Source organism: Micromonospora rhizosphaerae, from assembly GCF_900091465.1.
GTDB lineage: Bacteria > Actinomycetota > Actinomycetes > Mycobacteriales > Micromonosporaceae > Micromonospora > Micromonospora rhizosphaerae.
In genome coordinates this window covers 4,926,195-4,949,915 of record NZ_FMHV01000002.1, presented here as the reverse complement: position 1 = coordinate 4,949,915, position 23,721 = coordinate 4,926,195, and the positions used below count along the sequence as shown (strand labels likewise).

Genomic DNA, 23,721 nt, shown 5'->3' with positions numbered 1-23,721 from the left:
CCCCGGTGCGGGGCCGGCCGGGGAGGGCGAGGGGAGTGGTCTGGGTCACAACCCGGAACAAGGGGAACGCTTTGTTACTTGAGCCTGACACGCTCAACTCAACGCGATAGCAGGTGTTCGATGGCAACTCTTCCGGTACTTCCCCTGACCGACGCCGTCCTGCTGCCGGGCATGGTCATCCCGGTGACCCTCGACCCGACCACCCAGGCAGCGGTCGACGCGGCCCGCGCCACCGGCGACAGGAAGCTCCTGGCCGTGCCCCGCATCGACGGCGAGTACGGCTCCGTCGGCGCGGTCGCCACCATCGAGAAGGTGGGCCGGCTGCCCAGCGGCGAGCCCGCCGCCGTGATCCGCGGCCTGGCCCGGGCCCGGATCGGCTCCGGCGTCCCCGGCCCCGGCGCCGCCCTCTGGGTCGAGGCGACCGAACTCGACGAACCCGCCCCGGCCGGCAAGGCCCGGGAACTCGCCCGTGAGTACCGCGCGCTGATGACGTCCGTCCTCCAGCAGCGCGGCGCATGGCAGGTCATCGACGCCATGGAGCGGATGACCGACCTCTCCGAGCTGGCCGACGCGGCCGGCTACGCGCCCTGGCTCACCCTGGCGCAGAAGACCGAGCTGCTCGCCGCGCCGGACGTCACCGCCCGGCTGGAACTCCTCGTCGGCTGGGCGAAGGACCACCTGGCCGAGCAGGAGGTCACCGAGCAGATCAACAGCGACGTCCGCGAGGGGCTGGAGAAGTCCCAGCGGGAGTTCCTGCTCCGTCAGCAGCTCGCCGCGATTCGCAAGGAGCTCGGCGAGGACGAGCCGGACGGCTCCGCCGACTACCGGTCCCGGGTCGAGGCCGCCGACCTGCCCGAGAAGGTACGCGAGGCGGCGCTGCGCGAGGTCGGCAAGCTGGAGCGGGCCAGCGACGCGTCCCCGGAGGCGGGCTGGATCCGTACCTGGCTCGACACGGTGCTGGAGATGCCGTGGAGCACGCGTACCGAGGACAACACCGACCTGGCCGCGGCCCGGGCGGTGCTCGACGCCGACCACGCCGGCCTGGCCGATGTTAAGGACCGCATCCTGGAGTACCTCGCGGTGCGCAACCGCCGGGCCGAGCGCAACCTCGGCGTGGTGGGCGGCCGTGGCTCCGGCGCGGTGCTCGCCCTCGCCGGCCCGCCCGGCGTCGGCAAGACCAGCCTCGGCGAGTCGATCGCCCGGGCGCTCGGCCGCAACTTCGTCCGGGTCTCCCTCGGCGGTGTCCGCGACGAGGCGGAGATCCGCGGCCACCGGCGCACCTACGTCGGCGCGCTGCCCGGCCGGATCGTCCGCGCCCTGCGCGAGGCCGGCTCGATGAACCCGGTCGTGCTCCTCGACGAGGTCGACAAGCTGGCCGTCGGCTACTCCGGCGACCCGGCCGCGGCCCTGCTGGAGGTGCTCGACCCGGCGCAGAACCACACCTTCCGGGACCATTACCTGGAGGTCGACCTCGACCTGTCCGACGTGCTCTTCCTGGCCACCGCCAACGTGGTGGAGACCATCCCCGGCCCGCTGCTGGACCGGATGGAGCTGGTCACCCTGGACGGCTACACCGAGGACGAGAAGGTGGCCATTGCCCGGGACCACCTGCTGCCGCGCCAGCGGGAGCGAGCCGGGCTGACCGCCGACGAGGTCACCGTCGCCGACGAGGCCCTGGCCCGGATCGCGGGGGAGTACACCCGGGAGGCCGGCGTCCGGCAGCTCGAGCGGGCCCTGGCCAAGATCCTGCGCAAGGTGGCGGTGGCGCTGGCGTCCGACCCGGCACCGGTCCGGGTGGACACGGACAACCTGGCCCGCTACCTGGGCCGGCCGAAGTTCACCCCGGAGTCGGCGGAGCGGACGGCGGTGCCCGGCGTGGCCACCGGCCTGGCGGTCACCGGCGCCGGTGGGGACGTGCTCTTCATCGAGGCCACCAGCATGGAGGGCGAACCGGGGCTGACCCTGACCGGCCAGCTCGGCGACGTGATGAAGGAGTCCGCGCACATCGCCCTGTCGTACCTGCGCTCGAACGGGCGCCGGCTCGGGCTGGACCCGAACGCCCTCGCCGGGCGGCGGATCCACCTGCACGTGCCGGCGGGCGCGGTGCCCAAGGACGGCCCCAGCGCCGGCATCACCATGGTCACCGCCCTCGCCTCGCTGGCCAGCGGCCGACCGGTACGCCCCGAGTTCGGCATGACCGGCGAGGTCACGCTCTCCGGCCGGGTGCTGCCCATCGGCGGCGTGAAGCAGAAGCTGCTCGCCGCCCACCGGGCCGGCCTGACCGAGGTGATCATCCCGGCCCGCAACGAGCCGGACCTCGACGACCTGCCCACCGAGGTACGCGAGGCGCTGACCATCCACACCCTCGCCGACGTCGCCGACGTGCTCGCCCTGGCGCTGCGCCCGGCCGACGTCGACGCGGAGACCCTGGGCGGCCAGCCACTCGCCGCGGCCTGACCGTGCCTGCTCCGGCACACCCGGGGCGGGACCAGGCACACCGAGGCCCCCGGTCGATCGACCGGGGGCCTCGGTCCCTTCTCAGCCGCGCTCGCGGCGACCGCCGGCCGCGAAGTCCCGGTCCCGGCGCTCACGTCGGTCGCGGCCGTCGAAGCCGCCGCCGCCGTCACGATCCAGGCGGACCGTCGCCTTACGGCCCTTGATGGTGCTGCCGCGCAGCCCCGCGATCACCTCGTCGGCGACCCCGTACGGCACCTCGACCAGGGAGAACCGGTCGGCGATCTCGATCGAGCCGATGTCCCGCCCGCTCACCCCGGTCTCCCCGGTGATCGCCCCGACCAGGTCCTGCGGCCGGACCCCGGCGCGCCGGCCCAGCCCGATGAAGACCTGGGTGGTGCCGCCCGGGCGGGGTCGACCGCGCCGCTCCGCGCCGCGGCCGTCGTACTGTCGGGCCTCCCGCGGCGGGCGGACCGCGACCTGCGGGATCTCCTCCTCCTCCTCGGCGGGGCCCGGCGAGGTGGCCTCGTGGGCCAGCTTCACCGCCGCGAGCGCGACCTCCATCATGTCGAACTCGTCGGTCAGCGACTCGACGATCACCCGGAACGGCTCCAGGTTGTCTTCGAGCAGGCTCTCCCGCATCGCCGCCTGGGTCAGCTCCAACCGCCGGGCCCGCAGGTCGGCCACGGTGGGGATCTTGTCGACGCTGATCCGCTGCCCGGTGACCCGCTCGATGGTCTTGAGCATCCGGTGCTCGCGCGGCTCGGCGAGGGTGATCGCCACCCCCTCCCGGCCGGCCCGACCGACCCGGCCGATCCGGTGCACGTACGACTCGGGCGCCGACGGCACGTCGTAGTTGACCACGTGGGTGAGCTGCTCGATGTCCAACCCCCGGGCCGCCACGTCGGTGGCCACCAGCAGGTCGGCGGTGCCCGCCCGGAGCCGGCCCATCACCCGGTCGCGCTGCTCCTGGCTCATCCCGCCGTGCAGTGCCTCGGCCCGGTAGCCGCGGCCGTTCATCGTCTCGGTGAGCCGGTCCACCTCCTCGCGGCTGCGGCAGAAGACGATCGCCGCGGTGGGGGACTCCACGTCCAGCACCCGGCCCAGCGCCGCCGGCTTGTGCCCCCGGGTGACCATGTACGCGCTCTGCCGCACCCGGGGCTGCGCACCGGCCGCCGGCTGCTCCCGGCCGATCTGGATGCGCACCGGATCGTTCAGGTGCTGACGCGCCAGCCCGTCGATCCGCGACGGCATGGTGGCCGAGAAGAGCACGGTCTGCCGCTGCTCGGGCGCGTGCTCCAGGATCGCCTCGATGTCCTCGGCGAAGCCCATGTCGAGCATCTCGTCCGCCTCGTCCAGCACCACCGTCGCCAGCGAACCCAGCCGCAGGGTGCCCCGGGCGATGTGGTCCAGGGCCCGGCCCGGGGTCGCCACCACCACGTCCACGCCCATGTCCAGGGCGCGCAGCTGACGGCCGATCGGCTGACCGCCGTAGATCGGCAGCACCCGGGCGCCGAGGTCCTTGCCGTACCGGTGGAACGCCTCGGAGACCTGCACCGCCAGTTCCCGGGTGGGCACCAGCACCAGCGCCACCGGATCACCGCCGGTCCGCTCGTCCGGCATCCGCTGCAGCAGCGGCAGGGCGAACGCGGCCGTCTTGCCCGTACCGGTCGCCGCCTGCCCCAGCAGGTCCCGGCCGGCCAGCAGCGGCGGGATGGCCTCCCGCTGAATCGGGGTCGGCTCCTCGTAGCCGAGGGCGGAGAGCGCGGCCAGCAACTCGGTGCGCAGCCCGAGATCTGCGAAGGTGCTCCCGTCGTCGGTCGCGGTGGGGTCGGTCGGTGTGGGTGCGGAACTCATGCGCCCAGCTTTTCATCACCCACGACCGCGCGATGCGGCGACCGGCACAACCGTCGGCCGCACCACGTTCCCGTTCAGCCGAGCACGATGGCCAGCACGGCGGCTGCCCCGACTGCCCCTGGCCTTACCTGATCTTTACGTCCGTGCGGGCCCTTGCAGGCCCGGTTCCCGGGGCACTCCCGGTACCGGCACCGGTCGGCCGGCACCGAAACGTGCCCGTGCCAGCATGGTGGGCATGACCACGACCACCGCCGACGGCCGCTCGGTCGCCGGCCTCGCCGCACTGCTCGCCGACGGCACCCGGGCCAGCTTCTGCCTCGCCCTGCTCGACGGGCGGGCCTGGACCGCGGGGGAGCTGGCCCGCGCCGCCGGGGTGGCGCCGTCGACTGCGAGCGACCACCTCACCCGGCTGGTCCGCGGCGGGCTGCTGGTGGAGGAGCGGCAGGGCCGGCACCGGTACGTCCGCCTGGCCGGGCCGTCGGTCGCCCAGCTGATCGAGGACCTGGCCGGCCACGCCCCCGCCCCGCCGGCCCCGCCCCGGACCCTGCGCGCCGCGTCGGCCGGCGCCGCCCTCGCGTACGCCCGGACCTGCTACGACCACCTGGCTGGGCGGCTCGGCGTGCTGCTGTACGACGCGCTGCTCGACCGCGGCGTGCTGGACCGGGCGGGCGGCCTCGCGCTGACCCCGGCCGGCCTGGAGTGGCTGAACGGCCTCGGGGTGCCGGTCGAGCCGCTGCGCGCCGCCCGGCGCCCGCTGGTCCGCGACTGCCTGGACTGGACCGAGCGGCGTCCGCACCTCGCGGGGGCGCTCGGCGCGGCGCTCTGCCGGCGCTTCCTCGATCTCGGCTGGACGGTCCGCGGCACCGGCCGCGCGGTCCGGCTCACCCCTGCCGGGACGCCCGCCCTGGCCGCAGCCCTCGGCCTCGACCCCACCGACCTGGCACCCGCCCCACCCCGCCCCACCGGCGGCGGCCGCGCCTGATCCACCCACCCCCGCCCCGCCCTTGCACACGGAAAGAGTGGCTATCCGGCGCGAAATTGCCACCGTGAACCAGCGCGGTGAGGCGACGGTTCGGTCGGGGCCGAAGCGATCCGGACCTACCGTCGGGCGATGACGGTTACCTGGCCCCTGATCGGCCCCGCGCCCGAGACGCTCGACTGCGGACCGCCGACCGTCGCCCCTGACGGCGGCTGGACGGTCACCCGGCACGCCGACGTGTGCGCGGTGCTGACCCACCCGGACTGCGCGGTGCCGGCCGCGCCCGAGGGGCCGCCGGGCACGCTGGCCTGGCTGCGGAGCACGGTCAGCCGGTTCAGCGCCCCGGACCGGCACCCGGCCCGACGGGCGATCGGTGTCGCCGCGCTGGCCCGGATCGATCCTGCCGAGCTGAGCGCGGCCGCCGCCCGACGTACCGAGGCGGAACTCGACCGGGCCGGTGACCAGCTCGACGTGATGGCTCGGCTGGCCCGACGCGTACCGCTGGAGGTGCTGGCCGCCGGACTCGGCCTCGCCGACCCGACCGGCGCCTGGCCGGCGGTGGCCGCGGTGGCCGCCGCCTACCACCCGGGTGCCGGTCCGCCGGCGGTGCGGCGCGCCGACCGGGCGGTGTCGGCGCTGCTGGCGATGTCGCCGCCGGCGCCGCCGGAGGTCGCCGCGAACCGGATCGGCCTGCTGGTCCAGGCCTGCGACGCCACCGCCGGCCTGATCGGGGCCGCCGCCCGGCACCTGCTGCCGCTGCCGGCGTCGGCGCCGACCGCCGACCTGCTGGCCGAGGTGCTCCGCCTCGACCCGCCGGTACGCGCCACCCGGCGGGTCACCACCGCCGCGATGCGGCTCGGCGGGCGGGAGATCGGCCCTGGCAGTCCGCTGCTGCTCCGCTTCGACGCGGCCAACCGCGACCCCGCGGTCTTCGCGGAGCCGGACCGATTCGTGCCCGGCCGACGCGCCCGGGCGATGACCTTCGGCGCCGGACCGCGCGGCTGCCCCGGCGAGCGGCACGCCCTGGCGCTGGCCGCCGGCGTCGTCGACGTGCTGCGCCGACGCTGCCGCGCCGCCGACGCGGAGGTCCGCCACGACCCGCACCCCACCCTGCGCATCCCCACCAGTCTCGAGGTGAGACCCCGATGAACGACCGCCACGCCGCGTTCCGGGCCCTGCACCGGCCGGGGCGCCCGGTCCTGCTGCCGAACGCGTGGGACCACGCCTCCGCCGCGGCGCTGGCCGCGCAGGGCCACGCGGCGATCGGCACCACCAGCCTCGGGGTCGCCGCGGCCAGCGGCAAGCCGGACGCGGCGGCGGCCACCCGGGCGGAGAACCTGGATCTCGCCCGCCGGCTCCGCCGGCTCCCGGTGCTGCTCACCGTCGACATCGAGGGCGGGTTCAGCGACGATCCGGCGGCCGTGGCCGGGTACGTCGCCGAGCTGGCCGCGGTGGGCGTGGTCGGAGTCAACCTCGAGGACGGCCGCCCGGACGGCACCCTGGAGCCGCCCGAGCGGACCGTGGCCAAGATCGCGGCGGTGAAGGCGGCGGTGCCCGAGCTGTTCGTCAACGCCCGCACCGACGCCTGGTGGCTGGGGACGCCGGACCCGCTGGCGCAGGCCCTGCACCGGGCCCGGGCCTACCGGGCGGCCGGCGCCGACGGGATCTTCGTCCCCGGCGCACCGGACGACACCGTCGGCCTGCTCGCCGCCGAGATCGCGGCGCCGCTGAACGTGCTGTACCGCCCCGGTGGGCCGGACCTGGCCGAGCTGGGCCGGCTCGGGGTGGCCCGGGTGAGCACCGGCTCGCTGCTCTTCCGCGCGGCGCTCGGCGCCGCGCTCGAGGTCGCCGACGCCGCCCGGTCCGGCCGGCACGGGGACCTCCCCACCGTCCCGTCGTACGGGCAGGTGCAGGGGTTGAGCGGGCGGTTCGGCACCGACCGCACCGGATGAGGCCGCTCCGTTCCCTTCCGAGGAGATTAGGAGGATTGCTCGCGGAACCTCCCGTCCTGGTGATTACGGTGTGTTTCAGGCTCATCCACGCCGTCTCCCGCCGGGAGAGAGGACCCGACCATGCGAGTGCCCAGCCGAAGCCCCGGCCAGCAGCCCGGGCCGGCCGTCGCGTCCACCGCCCCCGCCCACCGGCTGCCCACGCCGGCCCGCCGGCCGTCGTCGCGCGAGCCGGATCTGGCGGCGTACCGGGCGGCGGTGGCGGAGCTGCTGGTGGAGGTCGGTGCCCTGGCGGACGCCCCGTCGACCGCGGCCCGGCAGATGCTCCTGGACCAGCGGCTGCGCGAGCCGGCGATCGCCGCGGTGCTCGACGCGACCCCGCAGGGGTTCGTCGGCGCCCGGGAAACGCTGCTGCTGGAGATGCTCCGCTATCAGCCCAACGCCCGCAGCTCCGCCGGCGACCTGACCGCGCTGGTCCGGATCTTCCTGCTCTCCCGCATCGACGTGATGTGGTGGCGGGACACGCCGACCTTCCACACCGACACGCAGGTCAACAGCTCCATCGAGCTGATCGACCTGGAGTGGCTGCGCCGCCGGGGCCTGCTCCGCTTCCGCTACCAGGGGCAGCCGGTCACGGTCCTCGGCCGGGGCCTGCGCGCCGTGCGCCGCCGGCTCCGCCCGGACGCCGCCCCGCACACCGCGGGGCTGATGTTCCGCCGGGCGCGGCGGGAGATCGTGGCCCTGCTCAACGACGTCGGCCGGGAGCTCGCCTTGGCCGCCCCGCCGGGAACCCCGCCGCTCTGGGTGACCAGCCTGGTCCGCAGCGCCGAGCACCAGTACCGGCTGCGCCGCCTGGGTTACGCCGCGATGGTGCCCAGCGGGCACTGCCTCGGGTACGCCGCGGATGTGGAGATGGCCTGGTTCCGGCGCTTCGGCGTCCGGGACATCCTGGCGGGGCTGCTGCTGGCCCGGCAGGAGGCCGGCGAGATCAACGTGGTCGACGAGGGTCAGGCCTGGCACGTCTGCGTCGCGCCTGCCGCCTGCCAACGGTTCCGGCGGGCGTTCGAGGCCGAGATGGGGGTGTGACGGCGTGTGCGGCATCGCGCTCAGCATCGGCCCCGAGGCCGACCCGGCCACCTTCCGCCGGATGCTCGGCGTCCTCGCCCCGCGCGGGGAGGTCACCGAGACGCGACAGGAGACCGGCCTGCTGGCCGGTGCCCGCCGGCTGCGCATCGTGGACCGGGACCGGGCGGTGCAGCCGTGGGTCTCCGCCGACGAGCGCTTCCTGCTCTGCTACAACGGCGAGGTCTTCAACCACCACGAGCTGCGCGGGGAGCTGACGCGGCTCGGGTACACCTTCCGCAGCGACAGCGACACCGAGGTGGTCCTCGCGGCCTTCCTGCGCTGGGGCGAGGACGTGGTACGCCGACTGCGCGGCGAGTACGCCTTCGCCGTCGTGGAGCGGGCCACCGGCCGGGCCTACCTGGCCCGGGACCCGCTCGGGGTGAAGCCGCTCTACTGGACCCGCAGCCCCGGCTGCCTGCACCTGGCCTCGGAGGTCAAGGCGCTGGTCGGGCACGGCGCCCCGGTCAGTGAGGTGCCGCCCGGGCACCACGGGTGGGCCGATCCGGGCCGCGGGGTCCGGCTGCGTCCGCACGTCGACCTGCTCAACCTCGGCGCCGGGCTGCCGGTGATCGACGACCCGGACGAGGCTGCCCTGCTCGTCCGTGCCGCGCTCACCGACAGCATCCGGATGCGGCTGGACACCGACCTGACCGTGGGGGTGGTGCTCTCCGGCGGGCTGGACAGCTCGCTGGCCCTGCTGCACGTGCGGGAGATGCACCCGGACTGCGTGGCGGTCACGGTCGGGGTGCCGGACAGCCCGGACGTGGCGTACGCGCGGCGGCTCGCCGCCGACCTCGGCGTGCCGCACGAGGTGATCGAGCTGCGTCCGCGGGACATCCGGCTGGCCGACGTCCGGGAGGCGATCCGGATGTCCGAGCTGACCGAGTACGGCGACATCATCAACGCCATCGTGTCGGTGCCGATCTTCCGCCGGCTGCGCGCGCTGGGGATCAAGGTGGTGCTCACCGGGGACGGCTCGGACGAGCTGTTCGGCGGCTACCCGATGTACCTGCAGGTCGGCCCCAAGCGGTCCCGCCGGCTCTTCCTGCACCGGATCCGCAACCTCTGTCGTACGGAGCTGCAGCGGGTGGACCGGGCCAGCCTGGGCCACGGCGTGGAGGCCCGGGTGCCGTTCCTCGACCTGAGCGTGGTGGAGCTGGCGATGCGGCTGCCGCTGGAGCTGAAGATGCGCGACGGACAGGACAAGTGGATCGTCCGCCGGGCGTTCGCCGACATCCTGCCCGACTACATCCGACGGCGACCGAAGAACCCGATGTCCTACTCTTCCGGGCTGCACGAGCGCGCCCGCCTCTACAAGCCGCTCTTCGCCCGGCTACACCGGTCCTTCGGCTACGACCTGCTCGAACCGGTCCGCCGGGACTTCGACAGCGTGCTGCTGCGCTGCGGCAACGACCTGGACCGGGCGATCGCCGAGGGGCTGGCCCGGCCGGACTACACCGTCCTGGAGCACGCCCGGGACCTGGTCGGCGCGGCGAAGTGGAACGCCATCCCGATGGTCCGCCGGCTGGTCGGGCCCCGCCGTACCCGGGGCGACGAGGCGCCGCTGCCCGGCTGAGCGGCGTGGCGTGACCAGGGCCGCCCGGGGTATCAGCCCGGCATGGTGGGACTGGACGCGATCGCGGTCGGGCAGGTGGCGCGGGACATCGTTCTGGTGGTGGACGAGGTGCCCGGCCCCTCCCGAACCGCCCGCGTTCGGTGCCGCCGGGAGCTGCTCGGCGGCAAGGGCGCCAACCAGGCCGTGAGCCTCGCCCAGCTCGGCGCACGGGTCGGGCTGCTCGGGGTGGTGGGGCAGGACGAGGTCGGCGACCGGCTGCTGGGTCAGGCGCGCAGCGACGGCATCGACGTCGCCCCCGTGCTGCGGCGGGAGGGCACGCCGAGCGCCCTGATCGTCGACGTGGTCGACGCGCAGGGCCACTGGCGCTACCTCGAGGACATCCCCCGGGAGACCCTGCTGACCGAGGCGGACGTGGCCGGCGCGGAGGACGCGCTGCGGGCCGCCCGGGCGGTGCTCGTACAGCTGCAGCAGCCGCTGGCGGCGGCGCTGGCGGCGGCGCGGTGCGCCCGGTCGGCCGACCGGCTGGTGGTGCTCGACGGGGCGCCGGACGATCCGGGCGGGGCCGCCGAGCTGCTCGCGCTCGCCGACGTGCTGCGCGCCGACGCGAAGGAGGCCGGACTGATCTTCGGCGAACCGCCGAAGGACGCCGAGACCGCCCTGCGGGCCGGCCGGGAGCTGCTCGGCCGGGGGCCGTCCCTGGTTGCCGTCGAGGTGGCGGGGGCGGGGAACGCCTTCGTCTGGCCGGACGGGGAGTTGTTCGTGCCCATCAGCGAGACGCCGACGGTGGACACCACCGGCGCCGGCGACGCCTTCGTCGCCGCGCTCACCCTCGGCCTGCTCCGCAAGGATCCGCATGATCAGACGGCCCGGTACGCGGTCGCGGCGGCCGGCGCCACGGTCGGCCATCCCGGTGGTCGGCCGGACCTGACCGCCGAGGCGATCGAGGAGCAGTTGGCCCGCATCCCGGGGAGCTGACGGAGATGGACAGCCATCGGTGCCTGCCCTAGCGTCGCTGGTATGCGCAGGAGTCTGCTCGCCACCGGTGTCGCCCTGCTGCTCGCGGTCACCTCGTGCTCGCATCCGCAGTCCCCGGCGTCGCCTCGGGCCGGGACGCCGACCGCGTCCCGCCAGGACGCCGGGCAGGTCGAGCGGACCCTGGCCAGCCTGCGCAAGGTCGACGACCTGCCGCTGTACGAGCTGACCTACGTCGGCGACTACGACCCGACGGTCGGCACGTCCGCCACGGCCGAGGCGAGCCCCTTCGGCTGCTCGCTCTTCGCCGCCCTCGGCGACCGCGGCCGGCCGTTGTTCGCCCGCAACTTCGACTGGGACCCCAACCCGGCCCTGGTGCTGCGGACCGACCCGCCGGACGGCTACGCCTCGGTGTCCCTGGTGGACATCTCCTACCTTGGGGTGGGACCCGATCCGGCCGGTGACCGCCGGCTGCTCAACGCGCCGCTGCTGCCCTTCGACGGGATGAACGAGCGCGGCCTCGCCGTGGGCCTGGCCGCCGACGACCGGGCGACCGCGCGTCCGGTGCCGGGCCGGCCGACGGTCGGTTCGGTACGCATTCTCCGCCTGGTGCTTGACAACGCCGCCACGGTGGACGAGGCGATCGCCGTGTTCGAGCGCTACAACCTCGACTTCGACGGCGGGCCGCCGCTGCACTACCTCCTCGCCGACGCCACGGGCGCGTCCGCCGTGGTCGAGCTCGTCGACGGCACGATGCGGGTCCAGCGGGGCCGGGGCGACTGGCAGGCGCTGACCAACGTGCCGGTGGTGGGCGTACCCGAGCCGGAGTTGCGGCAGGACCACCGGTACGGGGTGATCGCGGCCGCCCTGGACAAGGCGGGCGGGGTGGTGGACGCCCCCGCGGCGTTGAGCGTCCTGGACGCCGTGCGGCAGCCGCACACCCGCTGGTCGGTGACGTACGGCCTGCGCAGCGGCGAGGTGCGGCTGGTCACCGCGACCGGTGGCGAGCGGCGTTACCAGTTGCCAATGGGCTGACCGGGGTCGGGCCCGGCCCCCTGTCGCGGGGACCGGGCCCGGGGGCCGGTACGCCTACCTGTTCCGGTAGCTGGGCTGCGTCTGCACGTTCAGCTCCTGGAAGCGGGTGTTGTTGGCCGTGCGCGGATCGTCGATCTCCAGCACGTCCAGGCCCTTCTGGATGTCGCTGGAGTAGATGTGGCCGTTGTAGTAGTAGGCGGACCAGGAGCCGCCGAGGATGAGCTGGGTGGCCGAGAGCGGCCCGCGCTCCCAGTAGCCGATCTCGGTGGGGTTGGCGGAGTCGGTGAAGTCCCAGACCGAGATGCCGCCCTGGTACCACGCCTGGACCATGATGTCCCGGCCGGGCACCGGGATCAGCGACCCGTTGTGCGCCACGCAGTTCTCCGTGTCGGCGTTCACCCGGGGGATCTTGTAGTAGCTGCGGAAGGCCAGCGAGCGGGCGTCGCCGCTGCCGGTGACGTCGTAGATGGCGTCCGCGCCCTTGTTCGGCCCGACCTGCTTGTTGCAGGTCGCGCCGCCGCCACCGCCGAGTTCGTCGGTGAAGACCACCTTGGTGCCGCTGTTGTTGAACGTCGCCGAGTGCCAGAAGGCGAAGTTCTTCGTGTCGCGTACCTGGTCGATGACCCGGGGCGCCTCCCGGTCGGAGATGTCCATCAGGATGCCGTCGCCCATGCAGGCACCCGCCGCCAAGTCCTTCTCGGGGAAGGCGGTGATGTCGTGGCAGCCGCTGGTCGCCGAGGTGCTGGAACCCTTGTATCCGCCGTCGGGGAAGAGGTTCGGCGTGGCCACCACCGCCGCGTCGGTCGGGGCGCTCAGCGGCACCTTCACAATGGAGATCGAGTCGTGCGGCGGCTGGCAGTCCGGGAAAGTGTCCGACGGGAAGTACGACGACACGTAGAGGTAGACCGAGGTGCCGTCCTTGGCTGGGACGAGGGTGTGGGTGTGCGAGCCGCAGTCGGTCTCAACCGACTTGATGTAGCGCGGGCTGGTCTTGTCGCTGATGTCGAAGACCTTGATGCCCTCCCAGGACTCCTTGATGGTCGCGGACTGCGAGACGCTGTGGCAGGAATCGTCGCTGCGCGAGGAGTCGGTGGAGAGGAAGAGCAGGTCGCCGTAGACCGACACGTCGTTCTGCGAGCCGGGGCAGAGCACCTGCGACACGATGGACGGCGCGTCCGCGCGGGCGATGTCGTAGATGACGAAGCCGTTGTAGTTGCCGACGAAGGCGTAGTGGCCCTGGAAGGCCATGTCGGTGCCGAACGACGACGTGGTGTTGAACGGGGCCTGCTTCGGCAGGTTGGCGATCTGGCGGATGTTGAGGCTGTGGGCGATCTCGTCGACGCCGAGTCCGGTGCCCGGTTTGGCGGGCTCGGCACTGAGTGGTGTCTCTTGAGCGCTGCTGGGCGGGGCGGTGACCACGCCGGCGAGGAGGAGGCCGGCGGCCGTCACGCTCACGATCCGGAGCCGACGGGCCTGAGGCGTACGGAATCTGATCATCGGCGACACCCTTCGAAAGGGGATGGCGAGTGTCCAAACCTTACCGTCCGGCGATCAGCATCAATGTGACCTGGGTCACACGATGTGTCCTTTGTTGATAGATAGGATCGCTGTCACCTCGACCGGAGGAGGGTCGCGCATGACGGGCCGACGTGGACGCGTGCTGATCGCCGTCACAGTCGCGGCCCTGCTGCTGGCCGCCTTGGGCCTGACACTGCGGTCTCGTGCCGGCGCCCCATCGACGGTCGCCCGTACGGCCGGCGGGTCGGGGGCGGGGCCGTCGCCTTCCGCCGACGCACCCCCGGTCATCGTGCCCGGCCGGCCCGGGGAGTCGGCGGCGGTCCGCCCGGCGCAGGAGGTCAGGGACGGCTCGCCGCCCCGCTACAACAGCCTCGATGTCTGGTTCGTCCGGATGATGATCCCGCACCACCAGCAGGCGCTGGAGATGGCCGCCCTCGCTCCGGACCGGGCCGCCGACCCGCGGGTACGCGCCGTCGCCGACCGCATCCGGGCCGCCCAGGCTCCCGAGGTGGGCATGATGCGTGCTTGGCTCGACGCGCGGGGTCTGCCCGCAGCGGTCCCCGGCCACGACCACGGCACGATGCGGGGCATGCAGTCGCCGGAGGCGATGCGGCGGCTCGCCGACGCCCGGGGCGCGGACTTCGACCGGCTCTTCGTGCGGATGATGACCGAGCACCACCAGGGCGCCGTCACGATGGCAACCGATCTGCTCAAGGTCGGCGTCGACCAGGCCCTGTCCGAGTTCGCCAACTCCGTCGCCACCGAACAGACGGTGGAGATCAACCGCCTGCGCGAGTTGACCACCCCCTGATCAGCCCGTCCGCGCCACCCTTCGCCGCCGAGATGCCTCCTCGGCTCCCTCTGGAGCTGCCCCGTCTGGGCCACCGCTGGCAGCGGGTTGTATGCAGCTGGTGCCCGTGCAGGCGGTCACCGGTCACGTAGATCATCGTCGGCCGTCGACCAAGGCGCTCGCCGAGATGTACGAAGTCGGCAGCCAGTCGACGGTGCGCCAGGGCCATCACGATCCTCATCGAGACCGGCGAACTCTACGGCCACCAGGGTCTCGGCGTCTTCGTCGCCGATCGCGAACCGTCCTGACCAACCGCCCCGGTTGCTGAGGTCCCGTCGATCAAAGGGACCGGCGGCGGTGCCCCGCCGGTGCGGGCAGCTCTAAAGGCAGGCGGGAGTCACGCCGCCGGCTGCCGCCGGACTGCCCCGTACGCTGGGTGACCTGAACGTACGATCTTCGGCCGTCCGCTGCGCGGTGCCGCGTTCGACGTCGCCGTCTCCGGCCTGGTGGCGCTCTTCGCCGTCGCCGGTGTGGTTACCCAGCCGGCCTGGCGGGCGCTTGCCCGCCCGGTGGCCGAGGCGCTCGGCGTGGTGTGACCGCTACCCGGCGGTGACACCGTCGGGCAACAGGTGCGTGGGTCAACGGGCCGGGTTCCGTCCAGCCAGGACGGGACCCGACCGGCGGGTGTCGGGCCGGGCACATCAGCCCGGACACTCACCGCCTGTTGGGCCGGAGGCTCAGCCCCCCGGAACGACCGGGGGATTGGCAATGGTGGTCGTCGGTGCCGGTGCGGTGGTGGTAGAGGTGTCGGTCGGTGCCGGATCGGTACTCGGCGGCGTTGTCCCGGTCGGGGACGGATTCGGCGACGTCGAGGGCACTGGGGACGCGCTCGGTGCCGCACTCGGCGTTGCGGAGGCCGACGGAGACCGCTTGCTGACCGGCCCGGCCGGGCGGCGCGTCCGGCTACTCTGTCCGGTCGGGGTCGCCTCGGTGGCCGACGCCTCGCCGGTGGGCGCGACCGCGGGTTCCGTGGTCTTGATCGTGGTGGCCGGCGCATCCGCCTGCTTGGCCGCGCCGAGCGCCGCGCCGAGCGCGGCCAGCGCCACGAGCACCGCGGCAAGCGCGCCGACAAGCGTCCCACGCCGCCCGCCACGACGCGACGGGGAGACCGATGGTGCCGGCGAGACGACTGGAAGATCGTCCCTGGTGGTCGCCACCCCGGCCGAATTGCGCAACCGGACCGGCACCATGGCGGTAGGGGACTCGGCCATAACCGCCCTGGCCGCCTCCGCCATCGCGGCACCGGTCGAGAACCGGTCCGCCGGATCCTTCGCCAGCGCCCGGGTCACCAGGGCACGAACCGGCTCCGGGATGTCGTGCGGCAGCGCCGGCGGTTCGTCGTCGAGGTGCTTGACGGCCACCTGCAGCGGGTTGTCGCCGGTGAACGGCGGGCCGCCGGTGAGGCAGCAGTACGCCACCGCGCCGAGGGCGTAGATGTCGGTGGCGCCGGAGACCGGTCGGCCGGCCGCCTGCTCGGGCGCCATGTAGAGGGCCGTGCCGGGCACGGCGTTGGTGCTTGTGATGCTGGTCACGTTGGTCGACCGGGCGACCCCGAAGTCGACCAGCACCACGGTGCCGTCCTCCTGCACCAGCAGGTTGCTCGGCTTGACGTCCCGGTGCACGATGCCGCGGGCGTGCGCCGCGTGCAGCGCCTGGGCCACCTGCGCCACGATCGACATCGTCTCGCCGACCCCGAGGTGGCCGGCGGCCTCGATCCGCCTGGACAGCGGCTCGCCCGCGACGAACTCCATGACCAGGTAGTCGGCGCGGCTACCGTCGGCCAGCTCGTCCTCGCCGCTGTCGAAGACCTGCACGATGCCCTGGTTCCGCAGGGACGCCATGATCCGCGCCTCGGCGCGGAACCGGGCGATGAAGTCGGGATCGGAGACCAGCGCGGGGAGCAGGACCTTCACCGCGACCGGGCGGCCGAGGACCAGGTCGGTGGCACGCCAGACGTCGCCCATGCCGCCGGTGGCGACACGTTCGTCCAGTCGATACCGACCGCTGAGCACGACCCCCGATGACAACACCTCAATACCGTACCCAGAGCCGGGGCGGAGCAAATCCCGCAATCCCGCCCGCCGGAGGCGGCGGCGGGTCCGCAGCCGGTCGGCGGGCCGTCTGGTGACGCCTCGGCGGACCGGTCGACCGGGACGAGTCGGGTACGATCGGCCAGAAAACCTTGCTGACCGGTCCATTTGTCCCAGCTTGGGCACCAGGCGGGCGCCGGTGACAGCGCGCAGCGTTCAGGCGCAGTTCGGTGTTACGCCGACACGCCGATGGCAGCCGTAGATGATTCTCACTTTTTTCCTGGTCAACGGCGGCTTGTCGGTCCACCAGACCACTCCTAGCGTTAGCCCGACTCGGGCTCGCCCCCTGGTGCCGGTACGGTATGTCCGCCGACGGCCGTGCTTCGCGGCGAGTGTCCATACGTGCCGCCCGAGCGCTCCGGCGCCCGGGCGCGATCAGGGTCAGCGGGGGACTGATGGTGCGGGTGGAGGTCCGGTCACCGGACCGGGCGGGCGTCGCGCACGCCGGCCACGGCATGGGCCGGTCCGGAGAGCGGGAACGGCGGGTCCATGACCGGTGAGCTGAGCGAGGCGGTCGACGCGGCGCAGGCCGGCGACGAGGATGCCTTCCGCTTCCTCTACCGCAGCCTGCAGCCCGGCCTGCTGCGCTACCTCACCGCGCTGGTGGGCGCGGACGCCGAGGACGTCGCCTCGGAGACCTGGTTGCAGATCTCCCGCGACCTGCCCAGCTTCACCGGCGGCGAGTTCCGGGCCTGGACCGTGACCATCGCCCGGAACCGCGCGATGGACCACCTGCGTCGGCAACGCCGGCGACCGTCCCTGCCGGTGCCGGTGCAGTCGCTCAGCGAACTGGCCGGGGACGCGGACACCGCGGAGCGGGCCGGCGAGACGATCGGCACCGAGGCGGCGCTCGCGCTGATCGCCACCCTGCCACCACGGGAGGCGGAGGCGGTGCTGCTCCGGGCGGTGATCGGACTCGACGCGGAGACCGCCGGGCGGGTGCTCGGCCGGCGACCTGGAGCCGTGCGCACCGCCGCCCACCGAGGCCTGCGCCGGCTCGCCGCGCTGTTGGAACGCTCCGACGTGGGCCAGCCGTCGGGCCGGGCCTGGGGAACCACCGCGCCCCGCCCCCGTACCGGCCGGGGGCGGCAGGCGCCGAGCGCGCCGCACGCCAAGCCGGCGGACGGATGACGTGAGGGGGAACTGATGAGCTTTCGCCGGACCGACGGGCCCGCCGACCGGGCGGGGTCCGAGCGGCTTCTCGACGCGGCGCGAGCCGGTCGACGCCCGAGCCCCGACGCCGATCCGCTGGTCCAGCTGCTCGCCGCCGCGGCAGCCCCGGCCAACCCAGGCGAGCTGTCCGGGGAGGGGCAGGCCCTCGCCGCGTTCCGAGCGGCCCGGGCGGCTCCCGCGCCGGTACGGGCGGCCCGCCGACGGCGGATCGGAGCCGGCGCGGTCGCCTGGCTCGCCGGCCTCGCGGCCACCGCCACGGCCGGTGCGGCGTTCGCCGCGGTCAGTCTCGACCGACCCGAGGAGCCGGCTCCGCCGTCCGCCCCGACCACGCCCGGCAGCTCCGGAGCCGACGGATCGCAGTCGCAGACCCCGGGCGGGGGCACCACCGGGGGCGGTCCGCGTGCTTCACCGTCCACCGCTGGCGCGCCCAGCACCGCCGGCGGCGGACCCGGCCGCCCGGCCGACACCCAGCAGCTGACCGGCCTGTGCCGGGCCTACCTGGCCAAGCCGGCCGGGCAGCGGGCCCGGGCGCTGGAGACGCCCACCTTCGCCGACCTGGTGGTCGCGGCCGGCGGTGCCGACCGGGTCGACGGCTTCTGCCGACGGCTGATGCCGGAGCAGGCCCCGAAGGCCTCGCCCAGCGCCCGAGCCACCCGGTCGCCCGGGGCCGTCACGGGGCCCACGTCGGCCGCGCAGACCGGGAAGCCGACCACCGAAACCGGCGGTTGACACCGATCCGGACAAAAATTCATCTCTCCGGGGGCGCGGATTCCGTCTGCTAGACAGAAGATGGTGGAACCAAGGGCGCCCCCGACCGGTGACGGTGGGCGGCGCCGCGGTGGAGGCAGCGGTCGCCACCCGCACGGGGAGAGGAGCCGTCTCTTGATGATGTCGCCGGACCTGGACCGTGCCACCGTCCTCGCGGACGCGGCCGCGGCGGCCGGGCACATCGCCAGGATCTGCTTCAAGACCGGCCCACCCACCTGGACCGGCGTCGAACTGGAATGGACCGTGCACGACGCCGCCGACCCGGCCCGACCGGTCGATCGCGAGCGACTGCGCATGGCGCTGGGGCGGCACAGCCCCGTCACCATCGACGGAACCAGCCCCGCCGATCAGCTCCGGCACGGCAGCACCGTGACCGTGGAGCCGGGCGGGCAGGTGGAACTCTCCACCGCGCCGCGATCGTCCATCGCCGCGCTGATCCTGGCCACCGAGGCCGACATCGCCGAGCTGAGCGCCGTACTGGATGCCGCCGGCCTGGTCCTCGGGCGTACCGGCATCGATCCCTGGCGGGCCCCGCGTCCGATCGTCGACACCCCGCGCTACCGGGCCATGCGCTGCGTCTTCGACCGGCACGGCCCGGCCGGCCGGACCATGATGTACAGCACCGCCGGCCTCCAGGTCTGCCTGGACGCCGGCGAGCCGGACCGGCTGGGCGACCGGTGGGCGGCGGTGCACGCGGTGGGGCCACCGCTGCTGGCCGCGTTCGCCACCGCGGACCGGCACGCCGGCCGGCGTACCGGCTGGGCGTCGGCACGGATGGCCGCGTGGCTGGCTATCGACCCGGCCCGGACCCGACCCGTCTGGTCGCCGGGGCGGCCCGACCGGGACCCGGTCGCCGCCTGGACGGAGTACGCCCTCGCCGCGCCGCTGCTCTGCCTGCGCGACGACGGTCCGGACTGGACACCACCGCCCGGCGTCACCTTCGCCGACTGGATCGACGGGGCGCTGCCCCGACCCCCCACCACGGACGACCTGGAATACCACGTCAGCACGCTCTTCCCACCGGTACGCCCGCGCGGCTACCTGGAGGTCCGCTACCTGGACGCGCAGCCCGGTCCGGAGTGGACCGTGCCGCTCGCGGTGCTGGCCGCCCTGCTCGCCGACCCGGGCACCACCCGGGCCGCCCTGTCCGTCGCGACGCCGGTGGCCGACCGCTGGCACGCTGCCGCCCGGTACGGCCTGAGCGACCCGCCGCTCGCCGCCGCCGCGGCGAACCTGTTCGACCTGGCCCTGGCCGCCCTGCCGCGACTGGAGCTGCCACCGGGTACGCACGAGGAGACGAGCCGAGCAATCCGGCGGCGGCGCGCCGCCGCGGAGAGGGGACACCGGTGACGACCACCGAACAGCCGGGCACCGAGACGGAGCTGCGCAGCCGCATCGCGGTGGAGCTGGAGCGGACCCGGGCCCGTACCGCGCTGCTGACCGAAGCGGTCGACGACGCCGACCTGATGCGGCAGCACTCGCCGTTGATGTCCCCGCTGGTCTGGGATCTGGCGCACGTGGGCAACCAGGAGGAGCTCTGGCTGGTCCGGGACGTCGGCGGTCGCGAGCCGGTGCGCCGGGACATCGACGACCTGTACGACGCCTTCAAGCAGCCCCGCAAGGACCGCCCCTCGCTGCCGTTGCTCCCGCCGACCGAGGCGCGCGCCTACGTGCGGACCGTCCGGGACAAGGTGTACGACCTGCTCGACGGAATCCGCTTCACGGACCGGCAGCTGGTCGTCGACGGGTTCGCGTTCGGGATGATCGTGCAGCACGAGCAGCAGCACGACGAGACCATGCTCGCCACCCACCAGCTGCGCTCCGGCGCGCCGGTGCTGAACGCGCCGCCGCCGCCCGAGCCGCGGGCCCGGGTGACCGGTGAGGTGCTGGTGCCGGCCGGCCCGTTCACCATGGGCACCTCCACCGACCCCTGGGCGCTGGACAACGAGCGTCCCGCGCACACCGTCGACCTGCCCGCGTACGTCATCGACGCCGCGCCGGTCACCAACGGGCAGTACCGCGAGTTCATCGCCGACGGCGGCTACGACGACCCGCGCTGGTGGAGCGGAGCCGGCTGGCGGCACCGCACCGAGGCGGGGCTGACCGCCCCGATGCACTGGCGCCGCGACGGGGACGGCTGGGCGTACCGGCGGTTCGGCCGCTGGTCCCCGGTCCGCGACGACGAGCCGGTGGTGCACGTCTGCTGGTTCGAGGCGCAGGCGTACGCGGCCTGGGCCGGCAAGCGGCTGCCCACCGAGGCGGAGTGGGAGAAGGCGGTCCGCTGGGACCCGGCCACCGGCCGCTCCCGCCGCTACCCGTGGGGCGACGAGGACCCGACCGGCGAACACGCCAACCTGGGCCAGCGGCACCTGTGGCCGGCGGCGGTCGGCGCCTACCCGGCCGGCGCCTCGCCGCTCGGCGTGCACCAGCTCATCGGTGACGTCTGGGAGTGGACCTCCACGACCTTCCGCGGCCATCCCGGCTTCACCGCCTTCCCGTACCGGGAATACTCCGAGGTCTTCTTCGGGGACGACTACCGGGTGCTGCGCGGCGGGTCGTTCGGCACCGACCGGGCGGCCTGCCGGGGCACGTTCCGCAACTGGGACTACCCGATCCGGCGGCAGATCTTCAGCGGCTTCCGATGCGCCCGGGACGCCCGGCCCGAGGAGGCGCACGGATGACCGCCCGCCGGTCCGGCGGTGCGGCCTGATGTGTCGGCACCTGGCGTACCTGGGGCCGCCCGTGAGCCTGCGGAGCCTGCTGTACGACCCGCCGTACTCGCTGCTGCGGCAGTCCTGGGCCCCGCGCGACATGCGCGGCGGGGGCACGATCAACGCGGACGGCTTCGGGGTCGGCTGGTACCCGGGCGACGGCGACCCGGTCCGCTACCGGCGCGCCGGGCCGCTCTGGAGCGACGCCACTCTGCCGGAGCTGGCCGCCGTCACGGTCGCCGGCGCGGTGCTGGCCGCCGTCCGCTCCGCCACCGTCGGCATGCCGGTGCAGGAGACGGCCGCCGCGCCGTTCGCCGAGGGTCGCTGGCTGTTCAGCCACAACGGGGTGGTCCGGGGCTGGCCCGACTCGCTGGTCCCGCTCGCCGCCGACCTGCCCGTGCGCGATCTGCTCACCCTGGACGCGCCGACCGACGCCGCGCTGCTCTGGGCACTGCTCCGGCACCGGCTGCGGGCGAGGGAGGACCCGGTCCAGGCGATGGCCGACACCGTCGCGGCGGTCGAGGCGGCCGCCCCGGGCTCGCGGCTGAACCTGTTGCTCACCGACGGCCGCATGGTGGTGGCGACGGTTGCCGGGCACGCGCTGTCGGTCCGGACGACCGGGGAATCCGTGCTGCTGGCCTCGGAACCCCTCGAGGACGAACCCGGCTGGCAGGCGGTGCCGGACGGGCAGCTGGTGGTGGCGACCTCGAACGGGGCGCGGGTCCGCGCCCTGGCGGGAGCGTGACCCCGGATCTGTTGCGCAGGTGGGACAGGGACGTTCGCCAACGGAAGGGACACCTCATGAGCGCGGAGCCATTGGAGATCTACCTGGAGGAGCAGGAGCTCGGCCGCGGCCTGCGGGAGGACGTACGGGTGGGACTGACCGCCGAGCCGAAGTGGCTACCACCGAAGTGGTTCTACGACGCCCGGGGCAGCGAGCTCTTCGAGGAGATCACCCGGCTCCCGGAGTACTACCCGACCCGGGCCGAGCGGACCGTGCTGGCCGAGCACGCCGGCGAGATCGCCGAGCTGACCGGCGCGAAGACGCTGATCGAGCTGGGTTCCGGCTCGTCGGAGAAGACCCGGCTGCTGCTGGACGCGTTCACCCGCCGCGGCGGCCTGGGCACCTTCGTGCCGCTGGACGTCTCGGTCAGCGCGCTGCGGCAGTCCACCGCGCAGATCGCCGCCGACTACCCCGGGTTGCGGGTACGCGGCGTCGTCGCCGACTTCACCCGGCACCTCGACCGGCTGCCCACCGGTGGCCGGCGGCTGGTGGTCCTCCTCGGCGGCACGATCGGCAACCTGCTGCCGATCGAGCGGGCGGAGTTCCTCACCGCGATGCGCGCGGCGCTGGAGCCCGGCGACCGGCTGCTGGTCGGCACCGACCTGGTCAAGGACCCGGGGGTGATCGTGCCGGCGTACGACGACGCCGCGGGGGTGACCGCCGAGTTCAACCGCAACGTGCTGCGGGTGATCAACCGCGAGCTGGGTGCGGACTTCGACCCGGACGCGTTCCGCCATGTGGCGCTCTGGGACCCGGAGCACGAGTGGATCGAGATGCGGTTGCGGGCCGAGCGACCGATGCGGGTGCGGGTGCTCGACCTGGATGTGGACTTCGCCGCCGGCGAGGAGCTGCGGACCGAGGTCTCGGCGAAGTTCCGGCCGGAGGGAATCGCGGCCGAGCTGACCGGCGCCGGGTTCGCCCCGCAAGCCTTCTGGACCGATCCGGACGGGTTGTTCGGCGTCACGCTGGCCCGGGCCGACTGAGCGGCCACGGGGGCGTGGGATAGGCTGGGCGGCGCGAAGGGGAGTAGCCCCCAATGTCGTGGTCGACATACTGATGCGTTTCGCATCCGGCCACGCGGCCCCGTCCCAGGGCGGGCGAGACCTTCGACTCAGGCTGTCGCAGCCGGGTCGAGGGCGCCCCTGTACCTCCTCCCGGCTTGATCGGGAAGGTTCACATGGACGGTTTCCTCGTCGCGCTGGTGATCAGCTTCGGCGTCATCTTCGTCGCTGAGCTGGGCGACAAGTCCCAGCTCATGGCCCTGACGTTCGCCACGCGGTTCAAGCCGGTGCCGGTGCTCATCGGCATCACCATGGCGACCGCGATCGTGCACCTGGCCTCGGTGGCGATTGGGTACGGCCTCAACGCGGCCCTGCCCACCGGTTGGATCTCGCTCATCGCCGGCCTGGCGTTCCTCGGTTTCGGCGCCTGGACCCTTCGGGGGGACAAGCTCACCGAGGAGGAGCGGCGCAAGGCGGAGAAGACCGGCAGGTCCGCGATCGTCGCTGTCGGCGTGGCGTTCTTCCTGGCCGAGCTGGGCGACAAGACGATGCTCGCCACCATCACCCTGGCCACCAAGTACGGCTGGTTCGGCACCTGGCTGGGCTCCACCCTCGGCATGGTGGCCGCCGACGCGCTGGCCATCCTGGTCGGCCGGCTGCTCGGCCGGCACCTGCCGGAGAGGACCATCCGGTACGGCGCTGCGGTGCTCTTCGCCATCTGCGGCCTCTGGTTGATCCTCGAGGCGGTGAGCCAGCTCCCCTGACCGGGCGGTCCGGGCCGGGCTGGTCACCGACGCCGCCTGGCCCGGTCCGAACATCGCCGCCTCGCTGCGGCCGAGAGGCTCACCGCCTAGCGTGGGCGGCGAGAGTCGACCCTGG

The 23,721-nt window shown here is 74.0% G+C and carries 19 protein-coding genes; 16 read left to right on the top strand and 3 right to left on the bottom strand.

Annotated elements, in window-relative coordinates:
* Positions 1–120 precede the first annotated feature (120 nt).
* Positions 121–2,457 carry an endopeptidase La gene (gene lon / locus GA0070624_RS23265; RefSeq protein ID WP_091344577.1) on the top strand — a complete coding sequence of 779 codons (2,337 nt, stop codon included), beginning with the start codon at positions 121–123 and terminating at the stop codon, positions 2,455–2,457.
* 81 nt (positions 2,458–2,538) lie between these two features.
* Here the strand turns inward: lon and GA0070624_RS23260 are convergent, their stop codons facing one another.
* A complete protein-coding gene (locus GA0070624_RS23260; RefSeq protein ID WP_091344575.1) occupies positions 2,539–4,311 on the bottom strand; it encodes a DEAD/DEAH box helicase in 1,773 nt (590 codons plus the stop codon).
* 235 nt (positions 4,312–4,546) lie between these two features.
* Here GA0070624_RS23260 and GA0070624_RS23255 point away from each other — a divergent pair, with 235 nt between their 5' ends.
* The 7 genes from GA0070624_RS23255 (at position 4,547) to GA0070624_RS23225 (ending at position 11,947) form a co-directional block, all read left to right on the top strand.
* Entirely contained in the window at positions 4,547–5,293 is a 747-nt protein-coding gene (locus GA0070624_RS23255) for an ArsR/SmtB family transcription factor (RefSeq protein WP_091349592.1), read from the top strand.
* 129 nt (positions 5,294–5,422) lie between these two features.
* Complete coding sequence (locus GA0070624_RS23250; RefSeq protein WP_091344573.1) at positions 5,423–6,439, top strand: cytochrome P450; 1,017 nt, start codon at positions 5,423–5,425, stop codon at positions 6,437–6,439.
* A complete protein-coding gene (locus GA0070624_RS23245) occupies positions 6,436–7,242 on the top strand; it encodes an isocitrate lyase/PEP mutase family protein (RefSeq protein ID WP_091344571.1) in 807 nt (268 codons plus the stop codon). Before GA0070624_RS23250 ends, GA0070624_RS23245 begins: the two co-directional genes overlap by 4 nt.
* Before the next feature lie 120 nt (positions 7,243–7,362).
* A complete protein-coding gene (locus tag GA0070624_RS23240; RefSeq protein ID WP_091344569.1) occupies positions 7,363–8,325 on the top strand; it encodes a hypothetical protein in 963 nt (320 codons plus the stop codon).
* A gap of 4 nt (positions 8,326–8,329) precedes the next feature.
* Positions 8,330–9,940, top strand: coding sequence for an asparagine synthetase B family protein (locus tag GA0070624_RS23235; RefSeq protein ID WP_091344566.1), 1,611 nt, complete (start codon positions 8,330–8,332; stop codon positions 9,938–9,940).
* A 42-nt stretch (positions 9,941–9,982) separates the two neighbouring features.
* Entirely contained in the window at positions 9,983–10,915 is a 933-nt protein-coding gene (locus tag GA0070624_RS23230) for a PfkB family carbohydrate kinase (protein ID WP_091344564.1), read from the top strand.
* Between the two features lie 42 nt (positions 10,916–10,957).
* Positions 10,958–11,947, top strand: coding sequence for a linear amide C-N hydrolase (locus tag GA0070624_RS23225; RefSeq protein ID WP_091344561.1), 990 nt, complete (start codon positions 10,958–10,960; stop codon positions 11,945–11,947).
* Positions 11,948–12,001: 54 nt separating this feature from the next.
* Here GA0070624_RS23225 and GA0070624_RS23220 read toward each other — a convergent pair whose 3' ends face one another.
* The gene (locus GA0070624_RS23220; protein WP_091349589.1) at positions 12,002–13,444 is read right to left on the bottom strand and encodes an LVIVD repeat-containing protein; all 1,443 of its coding nucleotides are present in this window, start codon (positions 13,442–13,444) and stop codon (positions 12,002–12,004) included.
* A 139-nt stretch (positions 13,445–13,583) separates the two neighbouring features.
* Between GA0070624_RS23220 and GA0070624_RS23215 the strand changes: the two genes are divergently transcribed.
* On the top strand, positions 13,584–14,276 hold the full coding sequence (locus GA0070624_RS23215) for a DUF305 domain-containing protein (protein WP_091344558.1): 693 nt from the start codon (positions 13,584–13,586) through the stop codon (positions 14,274–14,276).
* A 716-nt stretch (positions 14,277–14,992) separates the two neighbouring features.
* Here the strand turns inward: GA0070624_RS23215 and GA0070624_RS23210 are convergent.
* Entirely contained in the window at positions 14,993–16,345 is a 1,353-nt protein-coding gene (locus tag GA0070624_RS23210) for a serine/threonine-protein kinase (RefSeq protein WP_176731830.1), read from the bottom strand.
* A 549-nt stretch (positions 16,346–16,894) separates the two neighbouring features.
* Between GA0070624_RS23210 and GA0070624_RS23205 the strand changes: the two genes are divergently transcribed.
* The 7 genes from GA0070624_RS23205 (at position 16,895) to GA0070624_RS23175 (ending at position 23,606) form a co-directional block, all read left to right on the top strand.
* The gene (locus GA0070624_RS23205; RefSeq protein WP_091344553.1) at positions 16,895–17,536 is read left to right on the top strand and encodes an RNA polymerase sigma factor; all 642 of its coding nucleotides are present in this window, start codon (positions 16,895–16,897) and stop codon (positions 17,534–17,536) included.
* A gap of 15 nt (positions 17,537–17,551) precedes the next feature.
* Positions 17,552–18,307 (top strand): hypothetical protein, encoded by a 756-nt coding sequence (locus tag GA0070624_RS23200; protein ID WP_091344551.1) that lies wholly within the window; start codon positions 17,552–17,554, stop codon positions 18,305–18,307.
* Positions 18,308–18,466: 159 nt separating this feature from the next.
* Positions 18,467–19,696, top strand: coding sequence for an ergothioneine biosynthesis glutamate--cysteine ligase EgtA (gene egtA, locus GA0070624_RS23195; protein ID WP_425413555.1), 1,230 nt, complete (start codon positions 18,467–18,469; stop codon positions 19,694–19,696).
* A complete protein-coding gene (gene egtB, locus GA0070624_RS23190; protein WP_091344546.1) occupies positions 19,693–21,027 on the top strand; it encodes an ergothioneine biosynthesis protein EgtB in 1,335 nt (444 codons plus the stop codon). The genes egtA and egtB overlap by 4 nt, the downstream gene beginning before the upstream one ends.
* 28 nt (positions 21,028–21,055) lie before the next feature.
* Positions 21,056–21,802, top strand: coding sequence for an ergothioneine biosynthesis protein EgtC (gene egtC / locus GA0070624_RS23185; protein ID WP_091344544.1), 747 nt, complete (start codon positions 21,056–21,058; stop codon positions 21,800–21,802).
* Between the two features lie 56 nt (positions 21,803–21,858).
* Positions 21,859–22,824, top strand: coding sequence for an L-histidine N(alpha)-methyltransferase (gene egtD / locus GA0070624_RS23180; RefSeq protein WP_091344542.1), 966 nt, complete (start codon positions 21,859–21,861; stop codon positions 22,822–22,824).
* A 194-nt stretch (positions 22,825–23,018) separates the two neighbouring features.
* The gene (locus tag GA0070624_RS23175; RefSeq protein ID WP_091344539.1) at positions 23,019–23,606 is read left to right on the top strand and encodes a TMEM165/GDT1 family protein; all 588 of its coding nucleotides are present in this window, start codon (positions 23,019–23,021) and stop codon (positions 23,604–23,606) included.
* Positions 23,607–23,721: the final 115 nt, after the last annotated feature.